The organism is Glutamicibacter sp. NPDC087661, from assembly GCF_044743275.1.
Classification (GTDB): Bacteria; Actinomycetota; Actinomycetes; order Actinomycetales; family Micrococcaceae; genus Glutamicibacter.
This window is the reverse complement of record NZ_JBIUWE010000006.1, coordinates 17289-37566: the sequence shown is the minus strand read 5'-3', so window position 1 is coordinate 37566 and position 20278 is coordinate 17289. Positions and strand designations below refer to the sequence as shown.

Sequence of the window (20278 nt, the reverse complement as noted above, 5' to 3'; positions counted from 1 at the left end):
GGGAGCAATGACGGCCCGATCTCCTCAAACCAATCGAAAGGTCAACATCACCATGGCGAATCTGGAGCAGGGGTACTCCGAATTTTCGACCTCGGCTGTTGCGTCGGCTCAATATGGGCTGGAGGACGCACCATCCGACTGGTTTGTCGATCCTCAAGCCGGTGAGTCCGCACGGGTTGCAGTTGCAGCCGATCTGGAGACCGCGGCCGACAGCTTCCTGAAAGAGCACGACACGTTATCCGACACCGAAGAAATCTCCTCGGTTGGCTCGTGGGCTCCTGAGCTCGACGAGGATGACGAAGTGCGCGAAACCATCAAGGCAGTTTGGCTTGGTGTTGGCGGCGAAGTTGACGAGGGCGAGCTGGGCTGGCAGGCCCGTGCTCTGTGCGCACAGACTGACCCCGAAGCGTTCTTCCCTGAAAAGGGCGGATCGACTCGCGACGCGAAACGCGTCTGCGGCGCATGTGTTGTCCGTTCGGAATGTCTAGAATATGCCTTGAGCAATGACGAGCGCTTCGGAATCTGGGGAGGGCTCTCAGAGCGCGAACGTCGCCGTCTACGGAAACGAGCAATCTAATTCGTCCGCCAATTCACGTCACCGCCATCGTTGCTTCGCACGATGGCGCTGACTTTTTACCACGCACTTTGGCCGCACTGCGAAACCAGTCCCGGCCTATCGAACGCTTCGTCGGAGTTGACGCTTCGTCCTCTGACGCATCGCTAGAGGTCCTGCGGGCGAACTTGCCTTCCAACTCCGCCTTGCTGGTCGCCGATGAAGGATCCTTGGGGCTGTCGCTGGAAGTAGCGGTTTCGCAACTGCCCGAAGCGCGTTTGGACCGTGATGAATGGCTATGGATTATCCATGATGACTCCATGCCTGCTCCCGACGCGCTGGAACAGCTGACTCGGACCGTTGAGGCCTCCGAATCGGTATCCATTGCCGGTTGCAAGCTGCTGGACATCGATAACCCGCGCCATCTGGTCGAGGTGGGTTTGAGCGTGGACCGCAAGGCCCAGCGCCTGACCATGATCGATATCGACGAAGTCGACCAGGGCCAGTACGACGGACGAAGCGATTACTTTGCCGTGTCCTCGGCCGGCATGTTTATCCGGCGCGAGGTCTTTGAGCAGCTGGGCGGATTCGACCCGGCTATTCCGGGCCGTGGCGACGACGTGGACCTATGCTGGCGCAACCGCCTGGCCGGTCACCGCGTGGTCGTGGTGCCAAGTGCCAAGATGTACCACCAGGTCGAGGTCGTCGACTCGCTGGCAGGCCCGCGCGAAGCCAAGCGCTCGGAGGTCTTCCAGCGCTTGAAGTTCGCTTCGCCTTTGGAACTGCCGTTCTTGTGGATTGGATTGCTGCTCGGCGGCATCGGCCACTTCCTCGTAGCATTGCTGGCCAAGGACCCGGGCCATGGCTTCAGCCACCTGGCTTCGGTCCTGCGCGGACTGTTCTCCCCGGGCAAGCTGGCCGCTTCACGTCGCAACGTCGCCCAGATCCGCGAAATTCCACGCCGCCAGGTCCGCAAGCTGATGGTCTCCGGCGCACAGGTGCGCGAATACCGCCGCAATGTGAACACCGGGCGTGCCGATGGCGAGGTCTACGGGGATGGCAGTGGCGCCGACGCGATGGTTGAACCTAGCGGTGACAACTTCTCCGACTTCGTGCGAATCGCCCGTCCGCCGCGCACCACCGCAGTACTCTCGCTGATTCTGGCACTCTTGCTCTCCGGGGCCGCTTCGCTGGTTGCTTGGCGCAGCCTGCTTGGATCCACTGCTTTGTCCGGCGGCGCGCTGCGCCCGCTGTCCAACAGCAACCAGGAAATCGGCGCCAACGCCCTATCGTGGTGGCAGAACATCACCACCGGATTGAGCGCTCCGCCGGATAACTCCGATGTGCTGTTCTGGCTTTTCTCGCTGGTGACTTTCAACCATGCCAACGAAGCTTCGATCTATCTCTTCTTCGCCGCGATGCCGTTGGCCGCCCTGACCGCGTGGTGGGGCATTGGCGCGGTGAGCCGTTCGCGTGCTGTCCGGTTCTTCGCCGCATTGATCTGGGCCCTGTTGCCTTCGCTGGTCTCTTCGCTGGCCTCGGGACGAGTCGGCTCGGTATTGATCCACATCTTGCTGCCGCTGTTCTTCCTGGCAATTATCCGTGCCATGAATGCCCATGTGGCCATCGAAGGCGCGAAGCCCAAGAACCCGAAGCAGCAATCCGTATCCGCATGGACCGCTTCGGCTAGCGCCGCCTTGCTGCTCTGGGTGATCTCCGCCGGTTCCGTTTCATTCTTCCTGACCGCCAGCATCCTGATTTACGTTTTGGCCATCTTCTCGGTGCGCCGCGCACGCAGCCTGTGGTGGATCCCGCTGCCTGCAATCGTGTGGAATCTTCCGCTGCTGTTTGCCGGCCTGGGCGATCTGCGGCTGCTGTTCACCGAGCCCGGTGCGGCGCGCGCGTTCTCGCCAGCTGCCCCATGGCAGATGCTGCTGGGCTTCCCGGAATCCTTCAACGCCAACGCCTCGCTGGTGGGTTGGGACTTCCTGCCCGCCGGTCCGTGGGCTTTGGTCGCCGCACTGCTGGTCGGGGCTCCAATCATCGTGCTGGCTGTTTTCGGGACCTTGAGTTCTTCGCTCAGCCACAGTTCCAGCATGCGCCGGAACTCCCGCCGCCTGCTGTGGGGCGCAGTCCTGTCGCTGGCAGCGGGATGGGCCGTCGGTTTTGTCCCGTTCACCTTGGACTCGCACACCGCGGTGAGCGCCTACACCGGTCCGTTCGTCTCCTTTGCCATGTTTGCATTGCTTGCAGCTGCCGCCAACGCGCTAGCTGCCCTGCGCCATGAAGATCAGCCGCGCTCGATGCGGACGCAGGGTTCTCGTCCGGCGATGGGCCTGATGGCCGCATTCAGCGTGATCGCGGTTCTCGCTTCCGGCGCCGTGCTGCTTGGCGCCCAGCTGAATCCGGCCGCGGAGTCCGAAACGCTGACGTCCCTGAATTCGGCCCAGCAGGTCCACAGCTCCCAGCCTCGCACACTGCCTGCCACGGCAGCCGATGCGGGCCGCTCCGAATTCCAGAAGCGCACCTTGGTGCTCAGCCCGCGTTCCTCCGGTGAAATCGACAGCCAGTTGGTTTCGGGTTCCGGTGAAACCCTGGACAGCATCAGCCGCTACTCGCAGGTCAAGCAAATGACCGGACCGCTGCTGGATCCTGAACGCAATGAAGCTTCTGCCACCGCGCAGGTTCAGAGCAAAGCCGTAGCGATGCTGCTCTCCGAGTCTGCATTGGATTCGCGCGAATCGTTGCGCGACTTGGGCGTGGGCTTTGTCGTGCTCAACGAGACTGGTGAATCTGTCCCAGCGACCGTTCGCATCCTGGATGCGGCCACTGGGCTGGCATCGGTCGGCCAGACCGACAGCGGCTGGTTGTGGCGAGTGGATTATGAAGCCGATGAAGAGAATCAGGGCGCTGGATTTGCCCGCGTTGTCGCTGAAAACGGAGACGTGAGCGTATTGCCGACCCAGCGTGGCAAGATCGCCAATCTGGAAATTCCGGCTTCTGATGCCAAGCGGACCCTGGTCCTTGCAACAGCGTCGGATCCGAAGCTGCGGGCCAGCGTTGATGGCGAATCCCTGCGTTCGGTGTCCTATCCCGAGGATTCGGAAACTCGATGGGCCCAGGCTTACGAGCTTCCTGCCGAGGGCGGCAAGCTGACGTTGTCGCACAAGGACTCCACGGCCATACCGGTTCTGGTGCTCAGCGCGATAGTTCTGCTGATTACCGTCCTCTTGGCCATTCCGGTGCCAAGCTCGCGGCGATTCGCCAACTACCGCAACAACGAATACCGCTTCCGTGAGCCACGCGACGAAAATGAAGAACTCGCCGACGGCTCGGCCGTTTTGGCGGCCGCCGAAGTCCAGAGCCCGGCTACCGGCACCATGCCACTGAGCCGACGCGAGGCACGCGAACGCGCCAGCGAGATGCGTGAGAACTTGACCCCGAAGCTCAGCGACCGGATTTCGGACGCCGATGCCGAGCAGGAGAAGAAGTAGTGAGCGACGAGAAGAACGTGAACTCAGCGGATTCTGCTGACAAGCCAACTGAACAGACCCCGGCCCCGAAACCGGCCTCCGCGCAACCAGAAGCCAAGGACACCACCCCAGTGTCGGCGACACTATCGCGTGCTGAGACAAAGGCTGCCAAGGCCCGGGCCAAGGTCGATGCCAAATTGGACAAGGCCCGCGCCAAGGAAGCCCAGGCCCGGTCCAAGGCCGAAGCGAAGAACGCCGAGAAAGCGGCGAAGGCTGAAGCCAAGGCCGCTCAGCGGGAAGAACCAAAGGCAAAGCCGCAGCCTGAGGCGAAGTCAGGGAACAAGGACGCCAAGGAAACGGTGCCCACCGCGCAGGCTGCCCAGGCGAAGGCTCAAGGCGAACCGGCGGAACAGAAGCCGGCTCCCAAGCCGGACTCCGTTCAAGCCGGATCGGAGCAGCCCGAGGCTGCGCACGCCAAACTGCCTGCAGCTGATGCAGCCGCCGCGGGCACCACTGATGCAGCTGCGCAGCCGGAACACTCCCAGGGCGCCGAGCCTGCCAAGAACGCCGGCCCAGCCGCGGCTGGAAGCAAGACGGGGCCTGGTGCCGCCCAGGACGCTGGACCGAAGAAGCCTGCAGTCCAGGACCCTGTAGTTGTTCCCGAACCAGTCAAGCCGCCGGCCGCAGAAGCGGCTAGGGCTTCCGGGAAGCAGAACGATGCCGGGGACTCCTCGGGGCAGCAAGGCGCAGCTGCGCAAGTTGCCGGCGTGGCAGCCACTGGTGCCGCAGCTGGCGCTGGTTCCACCGAGGCTGAGAAGAACCAGCCGGCCGGCCCGAAGCCTGGAGAAGAAGCCGCAATGGCATCAGAACCGGAAGATCCGAAGGCTGCCAAGCGCCGCCATCGGCTGGAGAAGGTTCGCGCGCGGAACGCCGCGAAGGAAGAACTTGCCGCTGCCAGTGCGCTGGATGCGCCCGCAGCCGGGCCGCAGGCGGAATCGGTGGACGGCAACGTCTCGAAGCGTCGCCAGAAGCTGGACAAGGCCCGCGCCGCGGCCTCCAAGGATGCGGCTGCCGCGCCGACGCGCAAGAAGACCGGCGCGGTTCTGCTCAGCCTGGTAGCCGTCGCGGCTGCTGGCGCTGCAGTGGGTGCCGGATCAATTTTTGCCCCGGCACCGGCCGAAAAGTCTTTGCCAGCTGCCGTGACGAACCTGCCCGCAGGTGACTCCAGCAGCGTTTGCTCGGCAACCCCGCAGCTGCTCAAGGGCGTGGAAGGCACCGATGCGCAGTTTGCCCCAGGTGCCAAGGACATTTCCAGCAACCTGCGCAGCATTGCCGTTTCGGATCTGGCCAAGCGCATTCCGGGCTCCTCCTTCACCAAGCTCGATGGCAGCGGCGCGCATGAGCTGACTGGACGCATCGCTGAGGATGAAGCTGCCGAGGCCCGTGGCGCTGATGATGAGGGCCTGACCGGCCGCGCCAGCAAGATTTCAACTGCCAACGATATCGATGATGCCCAGGTCTACACCTTGCAGCCGCTGGGCGAACTCGCTTCTAAGGGCAGCGCCGTGCGCAGCTACCAAGCCAAGGATGGCGACCTGGCAGGGCTTGCTGCCGCAACGTGCCAGGCCCCGGCGTCCAACTGGCGATTCACCGGCCTGCAGACAAGTACCGGATCCACCAGCGTGATGCATTTGGCCAACCCAACGCATACCACTGCCCAGGTGTCCCTGCGGCTTCGAGGTCCAGACGGCTTGATCGACACCTCGACGCTGCAGAACATTGTCCTGGCAGCGGGGGAGAGCCGGGCCATCGTGCTCGGCGGCTACGCGCAGAACCTGAATTCTGTTTCGGCTGAAATCACCAGTGTTGGCGGAAAAATCACTGCATCGGTCCAACAGGCCGCCCTGCGCGGTTTGACCCCGTCGGGTGTTGAACTGGTCAGCGCCAACGCGACGGCTTCCAACAGCCAGGTGATTCCGGGAGTGTGGATCGAGAGCAAGGAGAATATTTCCAAGCTCAGCAAGGACAACAAGTCGTTGGTTCCACAGCTGCACGTTGCGGCAACAGGCTCCTCGGGCGCTGGATTCAAGGTGAAGGTCCTGGGCGAAGACGGCGAAGTCGCCGCCAGCTTCGACGATAACCTCGCCGTCGACTCCGACGCGACGAAGATTGTGGATCTGACCCAGCTGGCTGGTGGCTATTACACGGTAGTTGTCGAGTCCGATGCTCCGGTCACCGCAGCGGTGAAGATGGTTCGCGGTGCGGACCCGAAGGACTCCTCGGACACTGCCTGGGCGGTGAGCTCCAACGCGCTAGCCGGTACGCAGGCCATGCCGCTGTCGGCTAATGGCACTGGGAAATTCGCCATCGCCGCCGTAGCTGCAGACTCAGCGGTGGAAGCAGTGGTGGTTAATAAGGACGGCAAGCTGGAGGAACCGAAGAAACTCCAGATCAAGGCCGGGCAGAGTGTTGTCTTTGATCCGAAATCTGTCTCCGAAAATGCCCAAGCAGTCATCTTCTCGACAGATGCCAACGCTTACCTGGCCCAGCTGGTGCTCGGTTCCGAACGTTCCATCGCTTGGGCTGCCATGCCACAGGCGAATGCCGGACGCGACGGCATTGTGGTGAACATCGGCGGCTAGGAATCCGCCATTAAGGAACTGGATAATTGAAGACCCCTTTCGCATGGCTGGCTGAGCGAATCACGCTGGAACGTAGTTCGCTCAAGGCAGCTTCGCTATCGGCAATGATCGCAGCGATTCTGATTATTGTCGGCGGCGGTGTCGTTCGAGTCACCGGGTCAGGACTAGGCTGCCCCGACTGGCCAACCTGCACCGGCGGCTCCATCGCGCCAACCGCTGAAATGGGGATTCACGCGACCATCGAGTTCGTCAATCGGCTGCTCACCTTTGTCCTGTGCGCAGCGGTTGGTTGGGTCATCATTGCCGCCCGACTGCAACGCGAACCAGTTCCGGGCATCACCCGATGGGCGTGGTTCCAGTTCTGGCTTGTTGTGCTCAATGCGGTCATTGGCGGGATCACCGTCTGGGTGAAACTGAACCCCTACGTAGTTGCCGCCCATTTCCTGGCTGCGACCTTGCTGCTCACTGCCGCTGCGGCCACCTGGGACAAGGTGCAGAATCTGGGAAACGCCGGCTCAAAAGCCAGTACGGATTCGCTGAAGTCGCTGGGAACCTGGTTAGTTGTTCTCAGCGCCCTGCTCGTCATCATTGGCACCGGGGTGACCGGCTCAGGTCCGCATGCCGGAGACTCGGCCGAGGTCCCGCGGATGGGCTTCGACTGGCTGCAGATCACTCTCGTGCATGCCGCAGCAGCCGTGGGCGCACTGGTTGTTGCTTTGGTGATGTGGCGTCAAGCAAGAAAAGAACAAGTACCGGACGTGGCGCACAAAGCCAAGCTCTACCTCTGGGTATTGGCCGGACAGGGGCTGCTCGGAGCGATCCAGGCCATGACCAGCCTGCCAGAGCTGCTTGTGGTCGCCCACCTGGTTGGTGCTGCGCTGGTATGGATCGGTGCCGTGCGCGTTGGCCTGGCCTCCCATGCGCCGGGACGTGAAAGCCGGATCCAGGCCAGCTAGAGAAGATGGCCCTAGTAGTCCGGATCCTCAGGGAAATATGCGGGGTCCACTTCCGAGATGGGTTTCATCCAAAGCTGCGCGACCTCGTGCACCACGCACTGATGGACCAGATCCAAGAGTTCGCCGGTGTTTTCCGCAATCTGCTCAATGGGCAAGCGATAAATGATGATGCGCGCTGGGCGGCTAGCCGAAGCTGATTTTGATGATGCAAGCGGCACCCGCTCGCCCAGTGCAGCAGCCTGTTCCAGCAGCTTGTCACTGGGCACCGGATCAATCAGGAAATCGATCTTTTCAATTTCTCCGGGCCAGCGTTCCGAGAGCCTTTGCGCACTGGCCATCACGGCATCATCAAATCGTTCCGGCCGTGAACGGTAAGCAGGAAGATGCATGGGCATCAGCGGGCCACGCCGCCCGCGTCCGTGGCGGTGGCGACGGGAACCGCTTGGCGGATCAGGCAACTTGGAGTTCATTAACTCAGCCTAGCGCTTGCGACACTGTGCCGGTGCCCATCAGCCCGCAAATGGGCGAAGATCCCAAGGATGTGCTGACCAGCCGAGTAGAATGGCAAACGTGGAAGGTCTTCGTCTTTGTTCTCGCCCAGCCTGCCGTGAAACGGCCCGCGCTACTCTTACCTACGTATACGCAGATTCAACTGCTGTTCTTGGGCCTTTGGCGACGTACCCGGAACCGCACTGCTATGACCTGTGCGCCCGCCATGCGAACCGTCTGACAGTTCCCAGCGGGTGGAGCCTGATCCGTGGCGCCATCCCAGATGTGCTTGAACCAGAAGATGAGCTGAACGCGTTGGTGAATGCCGTCCGCGATCGCGAACCAAAGGTTCGCGAACCTCGCCATGCATCGGATTCGCCCATTGATTCGGTCCGTCCCCGCGATATCCGTGCACAGCGCTTTGACACTCGCGTCCGCTTGGCTGTGCTCCCAGCTGGCGACGAAGAAGCCTAGACCTTCTTCTCGAAGAATTCTTGAACCTGCATCGGCACTTTGGCGGCATCTGCAGCGCCTCTTTGTGTCCTAGCTGAAATCCAATTGTGGTGTGGTAATCCGTCAGATGACTCGACTCGCTGGATATGCTAAAGGCGCGTGCGCCGTACTCGGCCCGTGAAGCAACCCCAAAACAGCACACCATCGCGCGAATTGCAGGAGGACTCCTCATGGCTGAGGCGGCGAAAAACCCCACTGGAGGGCAAGGAACTACGGGCCAGCCGGCACCGGCTGCCACTGGCAACATGCCAGGCCCACAGACCAGCCTGAGCCAAAAAGCTGAAGAGCTTACTGCGCGCCTGGAAAAGCACAAGAACCAGGCCCAGGCAAACGCCGCTGCCCAAAAGGAAGAAGCCCGCAAAGAGGCCATCCGCCGCGCGATGTCCGGCAAAACCGACGCCGAGACCAAGAACCCAACTGCAGCTCCTGCAGCCAAGGCGCAGCCTGCCCCCGTGAAGCCAGCGGCAGACAAGCCTGCCGCGACCCCTGCGGCCAAGCCAGCTGAGGCCAAGCCTGCTGCGGCCAAAGCCCCGGCAACCAAGCAGCCGGTCAAGCCAGCGCCCGTCAAGCCCGCGGCGTCCAAGCAGGCAGCCGCCAAGCCAGTTGCGGCCAAACCTGCGGCCGCGAAGCCTGCCGCCAAGGCGCCCGCTGCGAAGCCGGCCGCTAAAGAGCCAGTAGAAGATGTCATTCGCGCCATCAAGCTGCCGCACGAAATCGAAGCGGAGAAGCAGGTGCAAAGCGAAGCCGCCGCCGGTGCCGGGAAGTCCGCTGAGCCGCAGGCCAGCGAGAAGGCAACCACCGCGCAAAGCGTGCCACCGGTGTCTGCTGCTCCGAAGACCGGATCCCTGCCAACAACAAAGGCTGCCGTTGCCCAGGCGCGCAACCGCGTCTTTGGCAGCTACGCGCCAGAACCGGAACCTTCCGAAGCGGCCGTGAAGCGCCGGGTTGCGCGCGAACGGGCGCTGAACTCGAAGCCGGCCCTGGGCCGTACTGCCCAGGTGATCGTGGCTCTGGTCTTCCCGCTGCTGACCTTGATCGCTGCCATCCGTTTGGTTGCCACGCCGGCTTTCCTGGCCCTGTCCTACGGCCGCCCTGGATTCCCAAGCGATTCTTTTGGTTTCACCGATTCTGAACGCCTGACCTACGGCAGCTACGGTGTGGATTACCTGAACAACTTTGCCGGCCCCGAATACTTGGCCGGCCTGAAGCTTTCCACCGGTTCAAGCATGTTCACCGAAGGGGAAGTCCAGCACATGGTGGACGTGAAGAACCTCATCGGGTTCGCCTATATCCTCGGAGCTGTTCTAGCGGTCATCTTGATCATCGGTGTTTGGTACCTCGCCAAGCGCTATGCAGGCGGCGTACGGCGTGCATTGTTCTCGGGAGCGATCTTGGCCTTGGCGGGCATTGCTGCGCTGGCCGTCTCCGCGATTGTGGGATGGGACAATTTCTTCACCCAGTTCCATGCCCTCTTCTTCTCCGACGGCACCTGGACCTTCAACGTCAGCGATACGCTGATCCGCCTGTACCCAGAGCAGTACTGGCTCGATAGCGCCATTGGCATCGCCGTGCTGCTGCTGGCCACGATCGTCGCTGTATTGATCAGTTGCTGGCCAACCGGCCGCCGCCGTGAGGCGGCCCGGCTGCGCCAGGAGGCCCGTGCGTTCGGCATTGGCAACTAGCTGGCACAAGGCTTAAAGCACTGGGGGAGCAGTTCATGGCGAACTGCTCCCCATTGCTTTACCCAGTGGGAATTACTGGCGGTAGAGGGCTTCCACGCGGCCTTCGAATTCTTCGAGAACGCTCTGGCGCTTGAGCTTCAACGAGTTGGTCAGGTGCCCGGAAGCTTCGGTGAATTCCTCTTCCAGGACCACGAATTTGCGAATGGACTCAGCCTTGGAAACGGTCAAGTTAGCGGTATCCACGTAGCTCTGGATTTCGGCGATCACTGCTGGGTTGATCGCCGCCTCAGCCAGGGTCATGGATTCAAGCCCCTTGGCCTTGGCCCACAGCACCAGTTCTTCGGGATCCAGGGTCATCATGGCCGTAATGAATGGGCGCTGTTCGCCAGCCAGTACGCACTGGGAGACGATGCGTCCGGCGCGGACCATCTCTTCCAACGGGCCAGGGGAGACGTTCTTGCCGCCGGCGGTGACGATCAGTTCCTTCTTGCGGCCAGTGACCTGGAGGAATCCTCCATCATCCAGGACACCGGTATCACCAGTCTTGAAATAGCCGTCTTCATCGAAGACTTCAGCCGTGGCGGCAGGATTGTTGTGATAGCTCGCGAAAACCCCAATGCCCTTGACCAGGATTTCACCGTCATCGGCGATCCTGATGGAGGTGCCGGGAAGCGGACGTCCCACGGTGCCCACGCGGATTCGTGATGCTTGATTCACGGTGGCTGGGGCGGTGGTTTCGGTCAGGCCGTAGCCTTCGAGCAGTTCAATGCCAGCGCCGCGGAAGAAATGAGCCAAGTCCGGGTTCAATGCACTGGCTCCGGAAATCGCGTAACCGCAGTGGCCGCCAAAGACGGCCTGCAACTTCAGGTAGAGGACCTTGCTGAACAAGGCATGGCGGGCACGCAGGCCCAAGGGCATGCGAGTCTTGAGGCCACGCGCACGCGCATCACGGATCTTGGAAACCTCGATGGCTGCCTGTTCTGCCTTGAGGAACAGCTCGGCCTTGCCGCCACGTTCGGCTGTGGCCAAAGCGGTGGTGCGAATTTTCTCGAAGACGCGCGGCACGGCCAGCAGGAAGCCGGGCTTGACCGCGGACATGTCCTCGACCAGATTGGCCATGGAACTGGAGTGAGCAATCACCGATCCGCCGTGGATGCAGGTCTGCTGGACGGCACGAGCCAATACGTGGGCCAGCGGCAGGAACATCAGCGTTCGGCGCTCTTCACCGAGCACTTCGAGCATATGGCCGGCCAGATTATGCGCCACCATGGCAAAGTTCGAGTGGGTCATATTGCAGCCCTTGGGACGCCCGGTGGTACCCGAGGTGTAGACCATCGTGGCCACGTCCTGGAGGGTCATGGAAGCACGGCGGGATTCGACCAGCTGCTCATCGACTTGGTTGGCAGGAACCATCAGCTGATGCAGGCCAGCGGAGGGAATAAGCGTCTTGTCCGCCGTGTCGGAGCCTTCAAAGATGTGTGTGCGAACCGGTTCGCCCAGCTGAGCCGCCGCCTGGCGGACGTTGGCGCGCAGCTCGTGGTTTTCGGCGAAAACCACGCGCGCACCGGAGTCGCGCAGGATCCATTCGATCTGGAAGGCGCTGGAAGTTTCGTAGATGGGGACCGTCACGCCTCCGGCGAACCACACCGCTTCCTCTGCCAAAGCCCATTCATAGCGGGTACGGGAAATAATGGCGACCTTGTCACCGGGCTGCAGCCCATCATTGATCAGCGCCATTGCCAGGCGCTTGACATCAATGAGGAAATCACCGGCACTGAGATCATGCCAGGTGCCGTCGCGCTGCACGCTGAACAGTGGTCGTTGCGCCCCACGTGCTACGCGATCAAGGAGTAGGCTCGTCGTGTTTACTTCTGGTGCTAGATCAGTGAGTAGCTCGACGGTTACTTCTTGCATTGAAGAATTGTCCTTTGGGATTCGATGGTCGTCTTAGTGGCCTATTTCATGGAAGCAGGTGGCCAAGCCACGGGCAGCCTAGCCCCAGCTGGGGAGCCACACGTGCAAGCGCCAGTAGTCATCCGCGATCATTTCCCCACTCCATATCGGCCAGAAAAAGGCCGACGTGACTAGGAATAACGCCATGAATATGGTGAGTACGATGATGCGTGATCGGTGCGCGGCACTGGAATTAGGGTCGCGTGGAATGAACCTGCCAATCATATACGTCAACGCGAGCACCATGAACGGAACCAGTGGCAGGGTGTAGAAGAAGAACATTGTGCGTTCTGGGTACATCAGCCACGGCAGGAACCCGGCCGCCACCGATGAGAGGATCGCTCCGGCGCGCCAATCACGGGCGCCAATCCACCACAGAATCAGCAAGAACATGCTGATGGTGCAGGCCCACCACATCAACGGGTTAGGCAGGTCGGTAATAACCTCGGTGCAACGCTCCAGCCCGCAGCCGTTGGCGCCCTTGTCGTAGCCTTCGAAGTAGAACAGCACTGGACGTCCGGCGAAGGGCCACGTCCACGGCGAGGATTGCCAGCCATGCTCGGAGTCGAGCCCGGTATGGAATTCGTAGCCAGCCTGGTGATAATGCCACAAGGAACGCAACGGCGAGGGCAGCCAGCTAATGCCTTCGCCGGGATTCTCCTCGGCCCAATGGCGGTATCGGCCGCCCTGGGTGATCAGCCACCCGGTCCACGTGGACAAATAGGTCAGCAGCACCAGCGGCAGCATGGTGAAGAAGGAATAGATTCCGTCGCGGATGAATGCCGCCGACTGCCACTTGTGAACTCCTGCGGTGCGCCGCGCACCAAAGTCCCAAAGCACCGCCATGAGGCAGAATACAGCTACGAAGGACAGCGCCGACCATTTAATGCCAACTGCGCCACCGAGCATGATCGCTGCGATCAGCCGCCATGGGCGCCACCAGAGCATGGGGCCATGAACGAGCAGGAAGTCATCTGGCCGGTTACCCTCGGGTACTGAAAGCTTCCGGGCAAGCACGGTTCTGCCATGTATCCGGTCTTTGAGCAGGGCATAAAACGCGGCAATCACAAAGAACATCAAGAAGATGTCCAGCAACGCGGTGCGCGACATGACTATGGAATGGCCGTCGATGGCCATGAGCAAACCGGCGATGCCGGCAAGGACGTGGGAACCGAAGAGCAAGCGGGCGCACAGAGTGACTAGCAGGACCGAGAGGGTGCCGACCAGCGCTGTGGAAAAACGCCAGCCGAAGCCATTGAAATCACCGAAGAGGAGCATGCCCACGCCGATCATCCACTTGCCCAGCGGCGGATGGACGACAAAGGAAGATTCAGCTTCCAGCTGCGGGTCGCCTGCGATGAACTTCCCATCGCTGTCGTCAGCCCATTCGCGCTCGTATCCGCTTTGCAGCATCGCGAATGCGTCCTTGACGTAATAGGTTTCATCAAAGATCAGCAAGTGCGGGTGCGCCAGATTGACGAAGCGCAAGAGGCCGGCAATCAGTGTCACGACCAGCGGAATGATCCACATCAGCGGGCCGCTGGGAGCCACCACAGGCAGGAGCCGTTGTTTCAGGCTCTCGAAAGTGAAGGCCTGTCGCGCCGAGCGTACGTGGCCGGAGTCCGGAGTGTCTAAAACCGAGGTGCCCATCACCAATTCATGCTACCGGTGGAAAGTCCAGAAAGTGGGCTTTTCCTGCGTCGCGTAGGCTTAAGAATGTGCAGAACTCAGATAATGAGGGCGTAATCGTCCTGGGAGCCACCCCGATTGGCAATTTGTCCGACGCCTCCCCGCGTCTGCGGGAGATTATGGCCAGTGCCGATATCATCGCCGCGGAGGACACCAGAAACTTCCACCACCTGGCCCATGCCCTGGGCATTAAAATCACTGCGAGGGTGATGAGCCTGCATGAGCATAACGAGGCTCACAAGCTCTCCGAGGTGATTGACCTGGCCGCCGAGGGCGCGACTGTGCTGGTGGTTTCCGATGCAGGAATGCCGGCGGTATCGGACCCCGGCTACCCATTGGTGGCCGCTGCCTTGAGTGCTGGCATCCGTGTCACCGCGATACCGGGCCCTTCTGCGGTGCTCACCGCGCTGGCCCTGTCCGGATTGCCAACTGGCCGTTTCACCTTTGAAGGCTTCCTGCCGCGCAAGGCGGGGGAACGCCGCAAGCGCCTGGATTCCTTGCTCGCCGAAGATCGCACCATGGTGTTCTTCGAGGCTCCTCACCGGCTGAGCGACTTCCTCGATGCCGCTATCGAAGCATTTGGCCAAGACCGCCAGGCCGCCGTAGCCCGCGAGCTGACCAAGAAGTTTGAAGAGGTCCGTCGAGATTCACTGGCAAATCTGCGCGCATGGGCAGAAGATGGCGTACGCGGAGAAATTGTTGTGGTGGTCCACGGAGCCCCGGAAGCAGAGGCCGCATCCATCGAGGATTTGCTTCCCAAGGTTGCAGCCCTCGTGGAGGAAGGCATGCGCATGAAGCAGGCCGTGGCCGAAGTGGCCGAAAAATTCGGCGTGAAGAAACGCGAGCTCTATGAAGCTGTTCTGGCAGCACGTCACGAAGCGGGAAAATAGCCGAAGTCGCATAGGCTAAATGCACAATGAATGCTCGCGTTTATCGTGCAGACGGCAATTTACAGCCACCACCTGCCAGGAATAGCGTAGACATCAAAGACGATTAGTTTTCATTATTTTCTATCAGGAGATGCTCGTATGTCGATTACTGCCCAGCGCGAAGCGGAACTGCTTGCCAAGGTGCCAACCGGCCTATTGATTAATGGCGAATGGAGGGATGCCTCCGACGGTGGCACCTTCGACGTGCTCGACCCGGCTACCGGCGAGAAGCTGCTGACACTGGCCAGTGCTACGAGCGAAGACGCAATGGCTGCACTGGATGCAGCTGACGCAGTCCAGGCCGAATGGGCACTGACCGCACCACGCGAACGCGCGGAGATCCTGCGCCGTGCTTTCGACCTTGTCACCGAGCGCAAGGATGACTTTGCGCTGCTGATGAGCCTGGAAATGGGCAAACCACTGGCCGAGGCCTATGGCGAAGTAACCTATGGCGCCGAATTCCTGCGCTGGTTCTCCGAAGAAGCCGTACGCCACTACGGCCGCTACCTCACCACCCCCGAGGGCAAGAACAAGGTCCTGGTCCAGCACAAGCCGGTTGGCCCATGCCTGCTGATCACCCCGTGGAACTTCCCGCTGGCCATGGCTACCCGCAAGGTCGGCCCGGCAGTAGCGGCAGGCTGCACCATGGTGCTCAAACCAGCCAAGCTGACCCCGCTGACTTCCCAGCTTTTCGCAGCCACGATGATGGAAGCAGGCCTTCCAGCTGGTGTGCTGAACGTGGTCTCCGGCGCTTCGGCCTCGAAGATCTCCGGCCCGCTGATGCAAGATGACCGCCTGCGCAAGGTTTCCTTCACCGGCTCGACCCCGGTGGGCAAGCAGCTGATGAAGGACGCCGCAGACAAGGTCCTGCGCACCTCGATGGAGTTGGGTGGCAACGCACCATTCATCGTCTTCGAGGATGCCGATCTGGATGCTGCTGTCGAGGGCGCCATGGCAGCCAAGATGCGCAACATGGGCGAAGCCTGCACCGCTGCTAACCGCTTCCTGGTCCATGAGGATGTTGCCGAGGAATTCACCGCCAAGTTCGCTGCAGCGATGAAGGCCCTGAAGCCAGGACGCGGCACCGAAGCCGACACCACGGTAGGCCCGCTGGTCGAGGAAAAGGCCCGCGACGAAGTCCACTCGCTGGTTGAAGCCGCCGTCGCCGCCGGCGCGACTGCCATCACCGGCGGCGCGCCAGTTGACGGCCCGGGCTACTTCTACCAGCCAACCGTGCTGGCCAATGTCGCCAACGACGCCAAGATCCTGAGCCAGGAAATCTTCGGCCCAGTGGCACCAGTGACCACGTTCAAGGATGAGGCCCAGGCTATCAAGCTGGCCAACTCCACCGAATACGGTTTGGCTTCCTACATCTACTCGCAGGACTTCAACCGCATGTTCCGTGTTTCGGAGCAGATCGAATTCGGCCTGGTTGGATTCAACGCTGGCGTGATCTCCAACGCCGCGGCACCATTCGGTGGCGTGAAGCAGTCGGGCCTGGGCCGCGAAGGCGGCGCCGAAGGCCTGGAGGAATACACCACCGTGCAGTACATCGGCATTGCCGATCCTTACGCAGCCAAGAAGTAGATTCTCCAGCTCGCGCCGAGGCCCGACCGGATTCTTCCGGTCGGGCCTTGGCCGGTTAAACCGATGGCTACATGTCGATTCGCGTGGATTCTTCCGAGCGCGAATGACGCGGGTGCACCGAAGCAGGGAACAAGAATGCCCTGATTCGTTGGATAAAGGACAGCTCGCCGCGCAAATTGCCCTGGATCGCGTGCAAGGCGTCAAGCAACGGAGCGGCATCATCAGCGCTGGGATGCCTGTTGGCGTAGAAGCTCTCTTGGATGACAGTTTTCAGGGACTGCAAATCCTTGGCGACTTGGGGATGGTCTTCGCCCAGCCGGGTAGTGTAGTCACCGGCCGACTCGTGGCTGCCGGCCGGCCCCCGGTAATCGGCCCCAATAGCCTGCAGCTCGGCCAGCAGAGCTGGAGCGGCATCAGCGCCGCCACGGCGCACGCGTCCTAGCCGCTCCTCACGCAGGCGATGGCGACGCCACGGAGCAACTCCCAGTGCGAGGAAAGCCAGCAACAAGACCGCTGGCAACAGCCACACTGCCTTTGCGCCCTGGGTCCCAGAATCTGCGGACGGTGCCGGTGCAGAAGGCGCGGCGCTGGCCGGGAGGCTCGGGTTGCCGCGCTCGGTGGGCACTTGGGGTGCAGTGCTTTCTTGCGGGTTCGACGTAGGAGTTGGTTCCGGCGCGTAACTTGGCGAGTAGCCCCGACCCGGGGTGGGCTCGAACGGAATCCAACCCAGCCCGTTCAAATACAATTCTGGCCACGCGTGGGACTGTTTCCCGCTGACGGTATATCCGGTGAGCTCGGTACCTTCTTCCAGGCGCCGTTCCAGCATGCTCTGGGCGGTGTCCCCGGTGATTTCGAGAGTGTCTCCGCTGGCTTCACCGGGTGCATACCCCACGGCAATGCGCGAAGGGATTCCGGCTTCACGAGCCAGCAGGGCCATCGCCGAGGCGAAGTGCACGCAATACCCCTGGCGCCGGGCCAGGAATGCTTCGACAACTCGACGATTGGCCCCGTCGTAGCCTTCGCGCAGCGGGGTGCGTTCGGAGTACACGAAATTCCCGGAACGGAAGAAATGCTGCAAAGCCACGGCGGTATCAATGTCGTTGGCAGGCTTCCCCTTCTTGCCGAAAACCTCATCAAGGGTTTGCTGCAGCAACGGTTCCAATCCGTTGTCAGGATCCTGCGGAAGACGCAGGTATTCCTCGGGCAGCTGGTCGCTGGCGTCGACTCCCATGTGCCCGACGTTGCGGACCATTTGCGTGCTGATGGCCAAATCCGCGTAGGCCACTGAAATGTCGTTGGTCGATGCCATGGCGTCGCCAGTGAGCCTAGCCACCGAGGTCTCGTAGGTCCAGTTCCAATCCCCGACGATGCCTTGCACGAAATAGGATTGGTTGGGCAACGGGAGGACCGGACTGCTGATGCCATCAGGCCAAGTCATTCGCAAGACTTCGTCGGTGCTGTTGAACGTGCTGAAATTCGTTGACACTGCGGAGGTGCCATCAAGCGTGTGCTGCATGGAGCTTTCGCTTGGTTCCCAGCGGTCTGCGGACAGATCCTTGATCACCTGAGTGCGCAGGTAAGGCGCTTCTTCTGCAGTTGTGTAGTAGTCCAGGATGGGAACACCGCTGTTCGAGCGGAGGTCTCTTCCGAGGTTGATCAGCGGATCGACATTGCTGGCCAGCAGATCACCCGAAGGACGTTGCCCCTCGGAGAACATGCCGCTGCGGAAACCAGGCATCCAGATGCTGGCCGCCAAGAGGGCACCGACACAGGCCATCACGCTGACACCCAGGATTCCCAGCGTCCTGGGCGTGGGAAGCATCACTTGGGAATGCTTGGAAGATGCAGGGGCAAAGAGATACGGAATCAGCGCAATATAGCCGAGCACTGCCGACAACAGCAGCGCGAGGTAGCCAATTCCGGCGCCTTCCTGCTTGAACAGCGACGCGATGATCGGTGCCAGAGACAAGGGAATGATGATCAGCATGGCCATGCGCCGCGAGCTGGCCAGCATTTCCACGATCAGGCTGATTGCCAAAGTGAAGCACAATACGCTGAAAGCCACAGAGCGGGAATTGGCTACCGGCGGCACTTGGGTAGCTAGCTGGATTCCCGCTTCACCAAGCACATTCCAGACCCATTGGGCGAGAGGCAAACCGTAGATGTTGCTTTCCCGGGCATCGCTGAGCGCAATGGATGCCACAGCGACGATTGCAGCAGCAGGAAGAGCACTCCAGCGCAAGCGGCGGACTGCGCGCAGCAGACCGGCGCACAGGTGCACGGCGAAGACCGGGAGGACCAAGGCCGGGAACCAGCTGGAGCCTTCAATGACCCCGGACAGCGAGGCGGCACCCGCTAATACAGCGACTGCAAGGCAGCAGGCAGCAGCAACCCGCACGAGCAGAAGCCGCATCGCGGGAGCCGAGCCAACGCTCGGATCCGGGTTGTCGGGAGTCGGGGCCAGAATGCTTGCCCCAGTACGGCCAGCGCTCATCATCCCCACATCTCGTCTATCGCCATATTGCCGGGAAGAATATGCACTTTCCAGCTGGTGCGAGCCAATTCAAGTTGTATCTGCCCATAGCGTTCAGGGTGGCTGACCAGCAGGAAAACCTCGACATTGCGCACGGTGCGCGAGAGCGTAGCCAGCCAAGCTGCCTGCGGCGCAGTGAGCTCTCCGAGGATCATGATGACCGGTTCTTCGCGGAACACCAAGAGCTCCTTGCGCAGGGTATTGCCCAGAATCTCGGAACCGTTGGCTTCAACTGTTCCGTTGGCCAAGGCCAGGTCCGAAGTTGCGGCATGGAAGTCTTCAAAACTGTTCAGCGCGCCGAGCTCGGAGACGCTTTGCGGGTCTCGTTGCGCCAACGAGGCCCCGGTGAGGTCCCGGAAGGCGAGCTGGTAGCCGCTAGTGGCATATCTCAGGCCGATGCTGCTGGCCAACGACAACGCATTTTCAAAGCGGCGGCTGCTGGTGAGTGCCTCCGCGTGAGCCTGCGGCAACGAGATCCTCAGATCCGATCCGCTGTGATTCCAATGCTCGAAGGAAGTGTCCAGGACCAGGAGCGCCTGCGCGGTTGCCACGTGGTTTTCCTGGCGGACCATGAGCTTTCCGTGCCGGGCACTGGCTTTCCAGTGCACCTGGCGGACGGAGTCGCCTTGCTGGTAGTCGCGCGTCGCGACATCGTAGTAGTCGGTGGTGGTGCTCCTGGAGAATTTCGCATCGCCAGTGAGCGTTCGTTCGCCGAGCGGGGCGAAACGATCCAAGCGGTGCAATTGGGAACGCACGGGGATCTGCAGGCTCGCTCCGGTGCGCACCATTCCCTGTATCAGCCCCAGAGGGTCCACGACTATTTGCTGGGCTGGTCCCACAAGGTGGATCCCGCGTGTGCGGAACACCAATTCGTATTCGATTGAACCCGGGGCCTGGAATCGTGGGCCGGGTCCGAAATCCTCCGGCAATTGTTCCTGGATGATGGAACGCTCAGCACACGACAAGCGGAACTTGCTGACCTCGCCAACGCTGGGAACCGCCGAGAGCAGCTCCCGGTGGATAATCGTGCGTCCGCGCAGGCGCAAGGCCAAACCCCAGTTCGCCAAAGCCAACGCCACCAGGGCCAGGCCCAAAGCCATCATTTCGTGCCGGCCCAGGAGATATGCCACGAACACCAGCAGGCCGCCAGCTCCGGCAGTGCACCAACCGCGCACGGTGAACAGGTCAAGGTGCCAACGCCGCAGGGCTGTCGCCGAATTTTCGGTGCGCGTCCAGGAGAGGGCATCGCGCGAATCGTAGCGGGGAATCTTCTCCATGG

Annotated in this window: 13 protein-coding genes; 8 read left to right on the top strand and 5 right to left on the bottom strand. The window is 61.5% G+C overall.

Annotated elements, in window-relative coordinates; translation table 11 throughout:
- The first annotated feature begins 52 nt into the window (after positions 1–52).
- The 4 genes from ACIOTN_RS15325 to ACIOTN_RS15310 are packed head-to-tail and all read left to right on the top strand — an operon-like array spanning position 53 to position 7624.
- A complete protein-coding gene (locus ACIOTN_RS15325) occupies positions 53–577 on the top strand; it encodes a WhiB family transcriptional regulator (RefSeq protein WP_105657494.1) in 525 nt (174 codons plus the stop codon).
- A complete protein-coding gene (locus ACIOTN_RS15320; protein ID WP_402735732.1) occupies positions 523–4047 on the top strand; it encodes a glycosyltransferase family 2 protein in 3525 nt (1174 codons plus the stop codon). Before ACIOTN_RS15325 ends, ACIOTN_RS15320 begins: the two co-directional genes overlap by 55 nt.
- On the top strand, positions 4047–6668 hold the full coding sequence (locus tag ACIOTN_RS15315; RefSeq protein ID WP_402735628.1) for a DUF5719 family protein: 2622 nt from the start codon (positions 4047–4049) through the stop codon (positions 6666–6668). Before ACIOTN_RS15320 ends, ACIOTN_RS15315 begins: the two co-directional genes overlap by 1 nt.
- A gap of 26 nt (positions 6669–6694) precedes the next feature.
- A complete protein-coding gene (locus ACIOTN_RS15310) occupies positions 6695–7624 on the top strand; it encodes a heme A synthase (protein ID WP_105657470.1) in 930 nt (309 codons plus the stop codon).
- Positions 7625–7635: 11 nt separating this feature from the next.
- On the opposite strand, the gene ACIOTN_RS15305 is transcribed toward ACIOTN_RS15310, so the two are convergent.
- Positions 7636–8094, bottom strand: a complete 459-nt coding sequence (locus tag ACIOTN_RS15305) for a metallopeptidase family protein (RefSeq protein ID WP_105657471.1) — start codon at positions 8092–8094, stop codon at positions 7636–7638.
- 91 nt (positions 8095–8185) lie between these two features.
- On the opposite strand from ACIOTN_RS15305, the gene ACIOTN_RS15300 reads away from it, so the two are divergent.
- Complete coding sequence (locus ACIOTN_RS15300) at positions 8186–8587, top strand: DUF3499 domain-containing protein (protein WP_208294212.1); 402 nt, start codon at positions 8186–8188, stop codon at positions 8585–8587.
- Between the two features lie 209 nt (positions 8588–8796).
- A complete protein-coding gene (locus ACIOTN_RS15295; RefSeq protein ID WP_402735627.1) occupies positions 8797–10308 on the top strand; it encodes a TIGR01906 family membrane protein in 1512 nt (503 codons plus the stop codon).
- 72 nt (positions 10309–10380) lie between these two features.
- Here the strand turns inward: ACIOTN_RS15295 and ACIOTN_RS15290 are convergent, their stop codons facing one another.
- Positions 10381–12222, bottom strand: a complete 1842-nt coding sequence (locus tag ACIOTN_RS15290) for an AMP-dependent synthetase/ligase (protein WP_402735626.1) — start codon at positions 12220–12222, stop codon at positions 10381–10383.
- Positions 12223–12300: 78 nt separating this feature from the next.
- Positions 12301–13911, bottom strand: coding sequence for a dolichyl-phosphate-mannose--protein mannosyltransferase (locus ACIOTN_RS15285; RefSeq protein WP_402735625.1), 1611 nt, complete (start codon positions 13909–13911; stop codon positions 12301–12303).
- A 68-nt stretch (positions 13912–13979) separates the two neighbouring features.
- On the opposite strand from ACIOTN_RS15285, the gene rsmI reads away from it, so the two are divergent.
- Together rsmI and ACIOTN_RS15275 are read left to right on the top strand one after the other, a co-directional pair.
- Positions 13980–14840 (top strand): 16S rRNA (cytidine(1402)-2'-O)-methyltransferase, encoded by an 861-nt coding sequence (gene rsmI, locus ACIOTN_RS15280; RefSeq protein ID WP_402735624.1) that lies wholly within the window; start codon positions 13980–13982, stop codon positions 14838–14840.
- A gap of 138 nt (positions 14841–14978) precedes the next feature.
- Positions 14979–16466: an NAD-dependent succinate-semialdehyde dehydrogenase gene (locus ACIOTN_RS15275; protein WP_105657476.1), complete on the top strand. Its 1488-nt coding sequence runs from the start codon at positions 14979–14981 to the stop codon at positions 16464–16466.
- 67 nt (positions 16467–16533) lie between these two features.
- On the opposite strand, the gene ACIOTN_RS15270 is transcribed toward ACIOTN_RS15275, so the two are convergent.
- Positions 16534–18963: a DUF3488 and transglutaminase-like domain-containing protein gene (locus ACIOTN_RS15270; RefSeq protein ID WP_105661725.1), complete on the bottom strand. Its 2430-nt coding sequence runs from the start codon at positions 18961–18963 to the stop codon at positions 16534–16536.
- Positions 18960–20276, bottom strand: a complete 1317-nt coding sequence (locus ACIOTN_RS15265) for a DUF58 domain-containing protein (RefSeq protein WP_105661726.1) — start codon at positions 20274–20276, stop codon at positions 18960–18962. Before ACIOTN_RS15265 ends, ACIOTN_RS15270 begins: the two co-directional genes overlap by 4 nt.
- Positions 20277–20278: the final 2 nt, after the last annotated feature.